The 14,008-nt window shown below is 44.5% G+C and carries 12 protein-coding genes; 3 read left to right on the top strand and 9 right to left on the bottom strand.

The genetic code is table 11. From position 1 onward, the window contains the following. Positions 1-43: 43 nt before the first annotated feature. Positions 44-1,621, bottom strand: a complete 1,578-nt coding sequence (gene ahpF / locus AS194_RS10665) for an alkyl hydroperoxide reductase subunit F (RefSeq protein ID WP_058025497.1) — start codon at positions 1,619-1,621, stop codon at positions 44-46. Positions 1,622-2,117: 496 nt separating this feature from the next. Between ahpF and AS194_RS10660 the strand changes: the two genes are divergently transcribed. Next, positions 2,118-2,369 (top strand): YdcH family protein, encoded by a 252-nt coding sequence (locus AS194_RS10660; RefSeq protein ID WP_058025496.1) that lies wholly within the window; start codon positions 2,118-2,120, stop codon positions 2,367-2,369. Between the two features lie 149 nt (positions 2,370-2,518). On the opposite strand, the gene AS194_RS10655 is transcribed toward AS194_RS10660, so the two are convergent. Together AS194_RS10655 and ahpC are read right to left on the bottom strand one after the other, a co-directional pair. After that, complete coding sequence (locus tag AS194_RS10655) at positions 2,519-3,391, bottom strand: glucose 1-dehydrogenase (RefSeq protein ID WP_058025495.1); 873 nt, start codon at positions 3,389-3,391, stop codon at positions 2,519-2,521. Positions 3,392-3,809: 418 nt separating this feature from the next. Then, positions 3,810-4,376, bottom strand: coding sequence for an alkyl hydroperoxide reductase subunit C (gene ahpC, locus AS194_RS10650; RefSeq protein ID WP_058025494.1), 567 nt, complete (start codon positions 4,374-4,376; stop codon positions 3,810-3,812). Positions 4,377-4,642: 266 nt separating this feature from the next. Between ahpC and AS194_RS10645 the strand changes: the two genes are divergently transcribed. Further along, positions 4,643-5,551: a hydrogen peroxide-inducible genes activator gene (locus tag AS194_RS10645; RefSeq protein WP_058025493.1), complete on the top strand. Its 909-nt coding sequence runs from the start codon at positions 4,643-4,645 to the stop codon at positions 5,549-5,551. Between the two features lie 23 nt (positions 5,552-5,574). Continuing rightward, positions 5,575-6,261, top strand: coding sequence for a hypothetical protein (locus tag AS194_RS10640; protein WP_058025492.1), 687 nt, complete (start codon positions 5,575-5,577; stop codon positions 6,259-6,261). On the opposite strand, the gene AS194_RS10635 is transcribed toward AS194_RS10640, so the two are convergent. From AS194_RS10635 to AS194_RS10610, 6 genes are all read right to left on the bottom strand, one after another. Continuing rightward, the gene (locus tag AS194_RS10635; RefSeq protein ID WP_058025491.1) at positions 6,239-6,841 is read right to left on the bottom strand and encodes a methyltransferase domain-containing protein; all 603 of its coding nucleotides are present in this window, start codon (positions 6,839-6,841) and stop codon (positions 6,239-6,241) included. The two genes, AS194_RS10640 and AS194_RS10635, sit on opposite strands and share 23 nt — an antisense overlap. A 246-nt stretch (positions 6,842-7,087) precedes the next feature. After that, positions 7,088-7,735 carry a M48 family metallopeptidase gene (locus AS194_RS10630; RefSeq protein ID WP_223333429.1) on the bottom strand — a complete coding sequence of 216 codons (648 nt, stop codon included), beginning with the start codon at positions 7,733-7,735 and terminating at the stop codon, positions 7,088-7,090. A gap of 49 nt (positions 7,736-7,784) precedes the next feature. Next, positions 7,785-9,332, bottom strand: a complete 1,548-nt coding sequence (locus AS194_RS10625; RefSeq protein ID WP_058025489.1) for a DUF1513 domain-containing protein — start codon at positions 9,330-9,332, stop codon at positions 7,785-7,787. Between the two features lie 3 nt (positions 9,333-9,335). Continuing rightward, the gene (locus AS194_RS10620) at positions 9,336-10,487 is read right to left on the bottom strand and encodes an imelysin family protein (RefSeq protein ID WP_058025488.1); all 1,152 of its coding nucleotides are present in this window, start codon (positions 10,485-10,487) and stop codon (positions 9,336-9,338) included. Between the two features lie 83 nt (positions 10,488-10,570). Next, positions 10,571-12,220: a di-heme oxidoredictase family protein gene (locus AS194_RS10615; RefSeq protein WP_058025487.1), complete on the bottom strand. Its 1,650-nt coding sequence runs from the start codon at positions 12,218-12,220 to the stop codon at positions 10,571-10,573. Positions 12,221-12,485: 265 nt separating this feature from the next. Further along, on the bottom strand, positions 12,486-13,943 hold the full coding sequence (locus tag AS194_RS10610; protein WP_058025486.1) for an imelysin family protein: 1,458 nt from the start codon (positions 13,941-13,943) through the stop codon (positions 12,486-12,488). Between the last annotated feature and the right edge of the window lie 65 nt (positions 13,944-14,008).

Genomic DNA, 14,008 nt, shown 5'->3' with positions numbered 1-14,008 from the left:
AAGCCACCTCAATTGAGGTGGCTTTTTCTTCTAATACTGAAGCTTACTGCATAACCAAATATTCAAATGCTGCCAATGCTGCTTTACTACCCTCACCCATTGCAATATTAATTTGCTTAAATGGTACGGTGGTCACATCACCACAGGCAAAAATACCTTTGCGATCGGTGCGGCAGCGCTCATCAATCTCAATCTCACCAAAGCGGTTTAAATCGACAAAGCCTTTAACAAATTCAGTGTTTGGCACAAGACCAATCTGTACAAACACACCTGATAAGTCACGCTCATGCATCTCACCTGTGCTGCGATCTTGGTAGACGATAGATGATACCTTACCATCAGTCGCCTTAATTTCTTGCGTCGCTGCACCAGTAATGAATTCAATATTGGATTTTTCTTTGGCTTTATTGATCAATACCTGGTCTGCTTTTAACTCATCAGCGAACTCTAAAACTGTGACGTGCTTAACAATGCCTGCCAGATCTAACGCAGCCTCAACGCCTGAGTTGCCACCGCCGATCACTGAGATGTCTTTACCTTTGAAGAATGGACCGTCACAGTGGGCACAAAACGCCACGCCTTTACCGATATTTTCTTCTTCGCCCGGTACGCCAAGCTTACGCCATTGGGCACCTGTCGCCAAGATAATACTGCGTGTCTCGAACGTCTCGCCGGTATTTAGGTTGATGCTGTAGTTCTCTTCTTCTGTCTCACCGATGTCTTTCACACTGACATGCTCTTTTAGCGTGATATTGTATTCAGCCAAGTGCTTAACGAAATTAGTCGACAAATCAGTACCATTGGTTAAAGGTACAGAGATCAAGTTTTCGATATCCTGTGTGTCTTTGACCTGTCCACCGATACGGTCAGCGACCATGGTCACTTTTAAGCCTTTACGCGCGGTATAAATAGCTGCTGCAACGCCTGCAGGACCTGCACCAATGATAGTGACATCTTGCTGCTCCAATTGCTCAGCGTCATCTTCCACATCTGCCAGCAAATCTGGGAACTGCTCTTGTAATTTTCCAATCAGTTTGGCAGTATCAATCAAACCATTGGCAAATGGCTTACCATTCAAGAATACGGCTGGTACGCCTTGGATTTTATTGGCTTCTACTTGTTCTTGGAATAGCGCGCCATCGATCATCTCATTGCTGATACCATCGTTTAGTAGCGCAAATTGATTCAAGGCCTGAACCACTTCTGGGCAGCTATGGCATGATAGTGACACGTAGGTCTGAAACTGTAGCGGCTTGTTGAAGCGTTTGACTAGCTTTTGGATACCTTCATCCAACTTTAACGTATGACCACCCGCTTGCAAAATGGCTAGGATCAATGAGGTAAACTCATGACCACCAGGAATACCGCTAAAGACGATACCTGTATCGGCTGGTTCATCATCAATATGACTTACCACTTTAAAGCTAATCGCGCTAGGCAAACTGTCATCGATAACCTGCTCATCGAAATTGATTTTGTCAGTCGTATCCGCAATTTTGCTCAAAAAGTCGATCAATTCAGCGCGTTTACTGTGCTCACCGCTACCCAATACAAAAGTAATCGGGCGCGTCATGTTTTCGCTATATGTCTTAACTGCGTCTAATAAATTTTGATCTATCATGTTTGTTCCTCATTATGACTGAATATGTAACGGCAACTATCGAACTGCCTGTTTAAATATGAAATGCTTAAAATGGATAATTTTGTATAAAACATTATATGTATCGGGCTTGTGCCCTTGAATGTCCCTATTATCAGGTGTTTGGCGCGTTTGAGCAAGCTGAGAAACTCAAACCTTAAATTTGATAAAACCAATCGTTAATAGGTATAATTAATTAAATACAAATCCACTTGCAAATAATAGCCGTGGTATACGAACTCTTTTTTCGCTACAATCAAATGAGTCCGATAGGAATAATTCTTATTTATCTGACTAATTATTGGCTTTTGTATATGCCTACTAGCAACGCTTTTACTGATAATTAATAGTGTCGATCTTGAGCAAGATAGCGTGTTGACTCTATAGTGTATTGATTTCATAAAACCAAGCGTTGTAATCATAACAACAATGCGCCGCGGCTGATAAACAGCGCACGCTTAATAACAAGGATGAACACATGAGAAAGACTGATACGTTGCAAGACAACAGAGAAATTATCGCCGAGCTGAGACAAAAAGACAGCCACTTTGCGAGTATTTTCGATGAGCATACCGAGCTTGATCAAAAAATCAATCAACTCGAAAAAGATCTAGTCAAGCATACCAGCCGTGAGGAAGAAATAGAACAAATGAAGCGGCGCAAACTTCACCTTAAAGATGAGATTTACAAAGCTATTGAAAAGAACAAACCTCACGCCTTAAACCAATAACACCTATTCTTTATATATAGAACTAATTGTCGTTAAGACCAAATTACCGCTTATATGGGTCGTTAAATCATTAACTAACACATAAGCGGCTATTTTTATCTTTAATTGTTTTCGGTCAATCAATGACTATCGGTATAGCTATTGATTACTTAGCCCCCGATAATCTCACCACCATTCACATGAATGACTTGTCCTGTGACATAGCTTGCATCATCACTCGCTAGGTATAGATAGGCAGGCGCAACCTCATAGGGCTGACCGGGACGCCCCATTGGATTGTCTTTCCCAAAGCTCTCGATCTCATCAGGCGTGAATGAGGCCACAATGAGCGGTGTCCAAATTGGACCCGGTGCCACGCCGTTGACGCGAATGCCTTTTTTCTCAGTGGTCAAATTGGTTGCCAATGCACGAGTAAAGGATAAAATTGCGCCTTTAGTCGATGCATAATCAATTAAACGCCCGCTGCCACGATACGCAGTAATCGACGTAGTATTAATAATGCTACTACCTGCTTTCAGGTGCGGTAGGGCAAATTTACTTAACCAGAAATGCGGGTAGAAATTGGTATGAACGGTTTTGTCGAACTGTTCGGTACTGATGTCCGTTAGTGACTTTTGCTCAACCTGCATGCCAGCATTATTGACCAAGATATCGATTTTACCGAATTCAGAGATGGCTTTATCAATGAGATCTTTGCAATTGGCTTCTTTTGATAGATCTGAGGCTACTAAGACACAGCGTCGATCATAAGATTCGACATGCTTTTTGGTCTTGTTGGCATCTTCGTCTTCGCATAGATAGCTGGCCACTACGTCTGCGCCTTCTTTGGCAAATAAGATAGCAACCGCTTGCCCGATACCACTGTCGGCACCAGTAATGATGGCAACTTTTCCTGCTAGCCTACCGTTTGGATAGTCACGCGGTAATGTTTCAGGGGTTGGCGTTTGCGCTTGCTGTGTTCCGGGCAGTGACTGCTGCTGATCTTTTGGACGATCGTTCTGAGATGACGTATTATTACTCATAATAACTCCTTTTCATTAACACGATTTTATTATCCATATTTACATAAAGGTTTCGTTGAAAAAAATACGCGTTGCTTTATTTCTCATATCCTTTATGCGCTTTTGATTGTTTCGTTTTCGAACAACCAAGGCTTTCTTATCAACCTTTGTTAATAGCATAGCGGTACGATAAAAAAATTCGAATAGTCTTGCGTGACAGATTGTGGTAGCGATGTAATTAATACAATCAGATAAAACGAATAGTAAATAATGTTAACAGCTACCATCATTTATGTAATGTAAGTAGGTTTGTATACAAAAAATTATTTAATTAATCAAAAAAAAGACCATACCAGTAATGACTGATAGGGTCTTTTTTATACTTCAAATCTAAGCTTCAAATACTATCTTTACAGAATCACTATTTGTATTCTTTTGCTTAGATTTTACCAACTAGGTCAAGACTTGGCTTAAGTGTATCGCCGCCTTGCTCCCAAGCTGCTGGGCAAACTTCACCGTCGTTTTCACGAACGTACTGAGCGGCTTTTACCTTACGTAGCATATCTTTTGCGCTACGGCCGATACCGCCAGCATGAATTTCTGCTACTTGGATCAGACCATCAGGATCTACTAGGAACGTACCACGCTCTGCTAGACCTGCTTCTTCAATCATGACATTGAAGCCGCGAGTGATTTTACCAGTAGGATCGCCGATCATTGGATACTGTACTTTGCCGATCGCTTCTGAAGAATCATGCCATGCTTTGTGCGTGAAATGCGTGTCAGTTGATACTGAGTATACTTCGACACCAAGACCTTTTAGCTCGTCGTAATGAGCGGCCATGTCTTCAAGCTCAGTTGGGCAAACAAAGGTAAAATCAGCTGGGTAAAATAGGAAGATCGCCCAGTTGCCTTTTACGTCTTCTGAAGTGATGGTTTTGAACTCACCGTTTACATAGGCATCGGCTGAAAATTCTGGGATTGCTTGATTGATAATAGACGCCATGATTGGCTCCTCTCTTGTTAAGTAAATTAAAATTATTTATAGGGATTTTTTAACTAGCCCTTTAGCTTTCTGGGCTACCCGACAAACTATACGCGAATTCTATAGTTAATCCAGTTAAAAGTTTTTAATGTGATGTTTTGTTTTATTAAACTTGTTAAACTATTCTCTCTATATCCTATCATTGGTACATAACTGGTAATTTGCTGCCTTATAGAGGCTTACTGACAGGATAAATTACATTAAAAACCCATTAAAAGAGAGGTTTTATGATTACTTTACGACAACTTGAGTTTGCGCTAGCCGTGGCCAAACATCGTCACTTCAAACGTGCTGCCGAAGATTGTAATATTTCGCAGTCTGCCCTGAGCTTGGGTATCGCAGAATTAGAAAAACAGCTAGATACACAGATTTTTGAGCGCAATAACAAGCAAGTACTGATTACGCCTATCGGTCAAGAAATCCTCACAAGGGCACAGCGCGTGTTCTCTGAAGTGAGCGATTTGACCACGCGCGCGCATAGCCATCAGACACCGCTTGCCTATCCTATGACCGTTGGTATCATTCCCACGATTGCGCCTTACTTACTGCCAAAAGTGCTGCCTGCCCTGCGTGCTCAGTATCCAGAGTTCCGCATGACGATCGTTGAGCAGCAAACCGAGCGGTTGCTTGAGCAAGTGCGCTACGGTCATATCGATACGGCTATCATTGCGCTGCCATATGCTGTAGATGGCCTGCACAGTTTTGAGTTTTGGAGTGAAGACTTCTTTGCCGTCTTTCCAAAAGACGATGTACATGCCAAGCTTGATACCATCAGCGCTGACGAGCTAGCTACTGCCAATCTTATGCTCCTTGGTGAAGGCCACTGCCTAACCGATCAGACGCTATCTGTCTGTCATTTTGACCGTGCACAGATGAAGTCAAGCTTCTCGGATGCCAGCCTAAACACGCTGATTCAAATGGCGCTTGCCAATATGGGCACGACCCTAGTGCCTGAAATGGCACTCGATCAGTTGCACTTGCAAAACCAAAATGCCGTCGCTGTACCTCTGGCTGAAGAAGGACCACACCGCCATATTGCTTTTGTCACCCGTCTGAACTATGCGCGTGTCGATGATATCAGCTTGCTCGGAGAAGTATTTAATAAAGCGTTTAAAGATGCGGCTAATACAAAATAAATGGCAAGTGACAAAGGTTAATTATGAATGAATTGCCACCTATAAATATGGAGCTGGGCAATCATTTTTACTTATGCTTGTCTGCTCTCAATAGTGATGTGACACCAGACGACGCACAAGCCCTCTGGCAAGATATCTCTGTGCGCTATGGTGAACCACAACGAGCTTATCATACCCTGAGTCATATTGAGCAGTTATTGGTACAGTTTGACAGTATCAGACACCATCTAACTGCTCCGTATATCGTGGCGTTGGCTCTGTATTATCATGATGTGATATACGACCCAACACGCGTAGATAATGAGCAAAAAAGCGCTGAATATGCAGTAGACGCGTTGAGTTCTTATCTAAGCCCAGAGCAATGCCAAGACATCTATGCATTCATCATGATGACGGCCAATCATCAGATAGATGAGTCGATAGATAGTGTTAAATACAGTAGTGTTAAATACAGTGATGCGGCATATCTGCTAGATATGGATTTGAGTATTTTGGGTGCGCCTTGGTCTACCTATCAGCAGTATGCACAAGCGATACGTCAAGAATATGCACACGTCGCAGATGACAACTACCGTGATGGGCGCACTGCGGTATTACAAGGATTACTAGCGCATCCCAAACTCTATTTGACTGATTATTACTATAGCCAATTAGAAGCGCAGGCTCGGGACAATATCAAGCGCGAGCTTATTTCGCTCGCAGCTTTATAAATAACTCACTACCTTGCCGTGCTGGATGTGAATTATAGCTAGGTTCCATAATATTAATACCAAAATGGCTTTGAAAACGCTGCTGGTACTCCTCTTTAGTGCCACCAAATGGTGGTTCCTCTCGTCCAAAGTCAGTATCAAATAACAAACCAATCAGTTTGCCTTGTGGCTTTAACAGATTTGCCATCTGCTGCACGTATTCATCACGGCGCGCTGGATTAATCGCACAAAAAAACGTCTGCTCAAGTATCCAATCAAATTGGTACTGCTCAGCTGATAAACTAAAAAAGTCTGCACAAATCAAATGCTCAGATGGGAAATCAGGATAACGCTGAGCAAAGGCTTCAATCGGCGCTGGCGCAAAATCAACCAACGTGACATTGGTAAATCCTTGCTCATATAGATAGCCTACCTCGTAAGCGTTGCCAGCACCTGGTACGAGTATCGCCTCATCCTTGGCACTTTCGGGTAGCTGGTTAATATAAGCTTTGAGCGGTGGCGATACGTGTCCCATATCCCAGCCAGTGCTGTTTTTCTCATAGCGCTCCTGCCAAAACTCAGCTTGATTGACGTTTTCCATCTGACATCCTTGCATATAAAATTGTATTTAAACGACACGATTTGTATCGTTATTTATTATCATATCAGTCTTATCAACATGTGTCGCCGTTTTAAATAGGATGAAAAAAGGGAGACAAATTACTCTCACACAGTGAAAGTCATTTAGATGGGAAAGTCGCTCAAAGAATTAATGGACTCATAGACGAAAGTTATTCTAAGGGTAGCAAAAAGCTTATCAGAACGATGTCATCAATGTATGGATCTCTCAATCCAACTGCCCTGTCTTGCCTGCCAGTATATTATGCCATTGCCGATAATCTGGCATCGCACTCGCCACCGTTTGCCAAAATGCAGGGCTATGATTGGCATGATGCAAATGGCACAGTTCATGGACGATCACATACTCGGTGCATTCTATAGGATAGGCAGGAAGATAAACGGACAACCAAATTCGCTTTGCGCGCGTGTTGCAGCTGCCCCAGCGTGTGTGCATTTTTTTTACTCGTATCTCATTGGCGTAAGTGCCAACAATTGGCTGCCATTTCTCAAATAGCGACGGCATGACATCGGAGAGCTGCTGGCGATAGTAGGCAACTTTTTCACCATGACTTAAGGTAAGTGCCTGTACTTTACCCCATAGATAAATAGGCTGGTCAGCAGTTGTAAGGTCTGATGGTGCGCCTTGTTTACGTTGATGCTGTTCTAGCACTTGTGGATGGTGGTTAATCGCCCAAGACACTCGCCGCGCCACCGCGTCAGCAGCTTGTGAATCACTAATATGCAGTGGTACAGAAACCATCAAGACATGCGGCTTTAAGCGGAAATTGATGTTTTTGACACGCTTTTTGCTGATATGTAGCTCAATATCTGCCTGTGCGAGCTGCTGTCTAATAGTATCTAAACGGATTTCCAAGCTAATGTTTTATCTCCTCAATGACAGTAACTGTGCCAATGGCTACGTATTATAACGCTTGCAAATGGTTATCAAAGGACATCATATGCAACTTACTATCCTTTATAATATGAGCATATTGTTCAGCATTGTTTGCGTCTAATTTAATTTCTGACGAAACACTTACTCTTAACGCTGTCAATTGCCCTTGCCCATCACTGATGATAAATCCTGACGGTTTAATATCATCTACGTTATTGGTGATTGCACTATTACTGGATAGGACGGATGCCCCTGCACAATCAGGCAGGCTCACATCATCAATCAACTCTCGAGTATGCAAATCATAAATTGCCGCACAGCCACCGATCGGAGTGGTCACACAAAGCAAATTACGGTCGCTATCAACGGCGACGCTCGCAATATATTGATGAAAGCGTTGCCATTGATTGTTTGGCATAGTCAGTGGCGTAAAGCTAACATCACCGCGCTTGTGAGTCAGTACTAACGGTACATTGATATGTTTCTCACCTTGGAACTGAATACCGATCATGACAGTGCCATCATTGTGCATCGCTAAATGACGTATGCTCATCTGATTATGCTCGGGCGTCACTTGCTCCAGCAGTGTGCCGTCATGACGATTCAGGTAGACCAGTGATGGTCGCATAGTATCTAAATTTAGCTCTTCACGTGAGGCCTGCTCAGTTTTGATGCCCCCATTTGCAATCACTAGCGTTTCGCTATCAGGATGCATAATCAGTTCATGCGGCCCGATACCATAGGAGTCAAATTCTGCTACTTTTTTATAAGCGTCGTTAGTATCATAAACACCGATTTTACCTGCCAGACTGACGGTGTCATTTTCAGTCACATACAGCAGCTCACCATCTAAGCTATAGCAAGCATGACCATAAAAGTGACGATGTAAATTCGCTTTGATCGCATGTTGTACTTGTCCATTTGAGGTATCAAGCACCCAGAATTTTTCACTTGGACGACGACCCATGACGACGACGTCACGTCTTTGTTCAACATTGCTATGCTGAGATTGAGTATCCGGTACATTAACAGGTACAGGCTGAACAACGATGTCATGGACACGCTCAGGCATAGTCGTCTGCCAAACGATCTGTCTATCGGCATCAATACCTACCACGCCAAAGTCATGCTCATTTTGATTCAATGAAGCGGTATTTTTTGGCATAGAGGCAACGCCGCTGACCCAGCGAACAGGCCGTGCGAGCATCGTCGTTGTATGCATAGTAGTAAGATCAAGCACGTTACTCTCATCATCTATCGCTTGATGATAAGCCCGCTGCCATGTCACCGCTGCTTGCTGACAAGCATAGCGAAAACGTTTAAGGTTTGGCGTTGAGCCAGTGGCCGGCTGCAATACTTGTAACTGCGCGCGAATACCCGCCACATAATCTTGTAGACTGGCATCAGGATGCTGCTGCTTACGATAACGATGGTGAATACCAATCAGAGCCGCGGTGCCGACTGCCGTGAGCATTGACGTCGTTAGGAGCTCACGGCTTATTGAACTGGCTTTTGGCTCATCTGATCTGTCATGACGCTCATCTTCTGACACCGTATTACCTTTAGTAGTAAACATCACTTAATCGCCATCGGTGCTATTAAAGCCCACTCGGATACCGAGTGCTGGAATTAGCTCGCGTTTGATTAAACGTGTGACGGTAGTGAGATGGTCATATAGCGCCTGCTGATCGTCTTTATCTGCTTTTGATAAATCTTCTGGCATTTGTGCCAATAAAGTGGTCGTGTCAGCCAATGCCGTCGATAGATTATTAGCGACTGTGCTCTCATCATTGCTATTAAGTAACGCCGTCAATACGGGATCTGTCATGGCTTTATTGATGGCGTCTAGTTTCGCATTGATAATAGCACGGCTTTGACCAGCAGTAGCCGCTGGCAAATGACCTTTTGCTTTACCCGTCAGACCGAGCGGCTGGTCAATGGCGTTAGATTTCATCGTTTCAACCAATGACAATAGCGAGTTAAACCATTGGTTCAAGCCTTGATCGCTCTCAGCAGACTTGTCTATCGCCAATAACTCAGTCGCGTTCTGCTGCCAGTTTTTCTCGATGTCTTTTAGACGCGTGCTCAAAGCACCACTGGCGCTAATGATGTAGGCGCATTGACCAGCATTTAAGCTCTCATTGGCAAACAAGGCTTCTTCTAGTCCTGGTACGCCTTGCACGATAGCGCTTTCGCCCGCGAGCTGCTCTGGCGTGAGTGTTGGATTGGCAGCGATCAGGTCGGCCACGCCGCTATGTACCAAGCCGCGCTCATCAGGATAATAGTTGATGTACAAATTGCTCATACTGGCAGTCGCAGGACCAAAATTAACCATCTCAGCACTCGACCATGCTTGTGCCAATACTAGCCACTGCGCACGTAATGCTTGTAGCTCAGCGCCACTGACGGGTGCTTGCTGACAATGTTTCTGCGCTAGTTCATTTAATAGATCACTTTGCTTTGCTGCATCAGCATACGCCGGAATCACGATATCATCTGCCACATGCGTCAAATACGTTTTTTGGGTTTCAGGGCTGATATCTACCGCAACGATCTGCTCAGTGCTTTCCTTGCTGCTTTCTGCTGAGCTGTCAGCAGTCGAGTTATTCTGTGCAACTTCTTGACTATCCACTTCTGCAGACTTGTTGTCGTCGGCAGGTTTGACACAGCTGATCAGCAGCCCGGCACTCAATGCAGATAGCGCCATCGCCAAAGCGTGATTTATTTTCATAGATTTCTCGGTAATGTTATAAGTAGTGATTTATAGTGTTTTTATGCTGACCTTCTAATAGTGACTGTATTACAGTGACCTTATTATAGCGACTTTAGGAACGCATTTAGCTCGGCGCGACCTTGCTTGTCTAATTTCAATACTTGTTGCTGTTGCTTTTCGGCTTCTCCGCCGTGCCAAAGAACCGCTTCCATCAGCGTACGAGCGCGTCCATCATGTAAAAACGTCGCTTGTGGATCGACCGTTTGCGCAAGTCCCACGCCCCAAAGTGCGGGCGTGCGCCATTCATAAGAATTGGCTAAAAATTCAACTTGAGCGTCTTTTGGTGGTAGCTTACCTGCGATGGTACGATCAGCGAGAGCATCACCCATGTCGTGCAGCAATAGATCGGTATAAGGATAAATCACTTGTCCATGCTGCTCAAGATGATCATCGTCAGTTTTTGGCAACTGATATCTCGGCGTATGGCAGCTTTGACAGCCCATGTCATAAAATCGCTTTTTGCCCGCCAGCACAAGCTTATCATCGGCATTGCGGCGGTGCGGCACCGCCAAATTACGGGTATAAAACTCCACAAACTTGGCAACATCATCATTCACTTCAACGGGCGGTTTACCATTGCCTTGCTCATCAGCGCCTGTTGTCGCATTTAAGCAGGCGGTCTGTGTCGGCATACAGGATTCATGAGGACGAATGTTTGACGTCAAACCCATGTCTTCGTTAAAGGCACTTTGATTTTGAGTAATCAGTTTGGTTTGACCGGCTTTCCAGCCAAAACGTCCAAGCACATGTTTGCCAGTCTGTGGATCCATTACCCAATTGAACTTACCACTAATGTCGCTATTACCCTTATTGCTTGCCTGTTTCTTAATATCATCATCAGGTATTTGCTCTAGTAGCCCAAGCCCAATCATAGGCAGTGCAACACGCGGTGATACCATCATCGCCTCATCAAAAGCGCCATAACCAGGGTTGGTCAGATTAAAGGTTGGCGCACGTAGCGTCTCAACATGCCCATCAGCAAAAGTGACTGGCTTATCTGTCCACTGTACCGCAATTCTGGCTTCAGCAGGTACACCTTGGATACCCCGATCTTGCAATTGCCCACCATACATAGGGTGGACGACCTTTTCAATCAGCGAGTCCTGTAGCTGCTGACGCTGCTCATCCGTTGTTGCTGGCATCGAGAGACGAAGCAATAAACTGTCCGCATCATCATCGGCAGACATGGGCGCATGACCACGACCGTCTTTGATATGGCAAGACTGACAAGCCGCCACATTGAATAGCGCACCAAGCCCATCTCGACTGTCGGTACTGGCAGGAGCGACGACCCAAGGCTGCTTAAAGAATGCATTACCAATGAAAAACGAGCCCTTACGCGACGCTGCTAGGTTCGATGAAGGCTTAGAGTAGCTTTCAGCACTGGTAATACTGATACCAGAGTCACCACCCTGCTTGATCTCTTGCGGATCAAAACTGACCAGTTGCTGCATCGGCACGCCAGCCAGTGCTTCAATGTTATCCACACGCTCAGAGGTGAGCGGATGCTCGTCTTCACTGGCATTTGCGGCATGCTCACTATTTGAGGCGTCGTTAGACACGCTATCGGTTGGCTGACAAGCGCTTAGCGCCGCTGCACCCATCATGAGCAGTGCAAGCTTGGATGGCAAATTTTGTATTATGGCAGAAGGAAGAAGAAAAACAGAAGACTTTGGATAGATGGCTTTCATAAAAATTAAGTGCCTTGGTTTTAGAGTAGAACCAATATGTCGATGACGATTACATATCTAGTCATCGACTTTTATGGTTCGGAACACCGACCTATCGGCCTATGTTCCGAACTTTTGATAATTGCAAAAATACGTTGCCGACCGTAATCGACAACGTATATATGAGATCCAATCTATATTTTTATAAAAGTGAGCCTTGTTACTTGATAACAGTTGGCTCAGCATGATGAATATAATAAAAAGCCTTTAATCATCAAAAATGCGCTTAAAACTGTGACCCTGCATCTGCATCAAGATTATCAATACCAACGGCTTTTGCGGCATTTTCGATACCAGCGGTCAGCTCTTGCAAGCTATTAATACCCGCTTCTACCCAACCGCGACGGATATTCTGCTCTTCAGCAGAAACGCCTTCTTGACTTGCTTGACCAACCGTTGCAATCATTTGGTCAATTTTGATGCCTTCTTTCTCGCTCTTTTCAACCATGACGTTGAATGCACCTTCGACTTTACTAAAGTCAGCGGCCAATTTATCAGCTTCCTCTACATGACCGCTGTCAACGAGATAGTCTTTAACACCATAGCCACCGACTGTTTTACCAGCGACTGTCTGGTAGCTACCATTAAAGACATTTTGGATACCGCGGGCATTATTGGCATAGCTCAGATGCGTCAAGTCACTAAAGCACTCATGCTCATCTTCGGTAGACCCTGTGACAAAAGCGACCTGCATACGCTCAGAAGCCAACTCACCCAGTGCTAAACTACCCATTTGGTACATAATCTGACGCAGGCCATTGTCATATTTACGCGCCATCAAATCACTGCGTAAAGTATTTTCGGTATCAGGCTGCCACTGGGCTTCCATCGCCGTCAAATCATCCACCAATAATTGAGTGGCGGCTTTTAAGAACTCACCGCGGCGCTCACAAATACTGGCATCTTCATTGACCGTATCACCGCTGGTACATTGTTCAGCTTCCGTCATATAATCAGTGACTGGGCGATTACCCGCGCCTTCTTTTACGCCATTGGTGTCTTGACCCCATAGCATAAACTCAATCGCATGATAGCCCGTTGTGACATTAGCCTCACTACCGCCAATCTCGTTCATGTCGGCAAGCAGCTCAGGTGTAATTGTACTGGTATCTTGCTTGGTACTACCGACCGTAATGCTATCGCTATTGATGATATTTTCTTGACTGTTGTACTCACCTTCATAGTCATCACTGACATAATCAATCAGCGCTTCATCCAGTGGCCAAGCATTGATCTGACCTTCCCAGCTATCAATGCTATTGATCGCGCGCTTATCATTTGCCGTCACAAATCCTTCATCAAAACGGAAAATTTCCGTCTGTGAGTACGGCTGACGAGCCGCTTTATAGGCAGCTTTGGCCGCATCAAGGTTGGCTTGTGTCGGTGTTGCCACAAACGTATTTACCGCTGTCTGGAGTTTTTTGGCTGTCTCTAGCGAGTCTTTGTAAGCAGCGTGTGCCATGTTTGCATAGCTGATAATCAGTCTATCAATATGTGCTTTTTCGGCAGCTGATATTTCTGTATTGTCGCCCGTTTCTGTGCTTACAACATCTGTCTGCGTCTCAGTAGCAGCAGTGTCTTCTTCGGTTTTTTTGGTACAGCCCGATACCATTAACAATCCTGCAAGTGCAACAGCTAAAGTAGTTGGTAAAATCTTACGGCGTGTTTCTGTGGTAATCGTCATACAAATCCTCAAAGAGATAGCAAAATTCGTTTTGGTTAAATGGCTTCCATCATATCGATTATCAA

Origin of the sequence: Psychrobacter piscatorii (assembly GCF_001444505.1) — a bacterium.
GTDB classification, from domain to species: Bacteria; Pseudomonadota; Gammaproteobacteria; order Pseudomonadales; family Moraxellaceae; genus Psychrobacter; species Psychrobacter piscatorii_B.
Note: the sequence above shows the minus strand (reverse complement) of the source record. Positions and strands in the feature narration are given on the sequence as shown.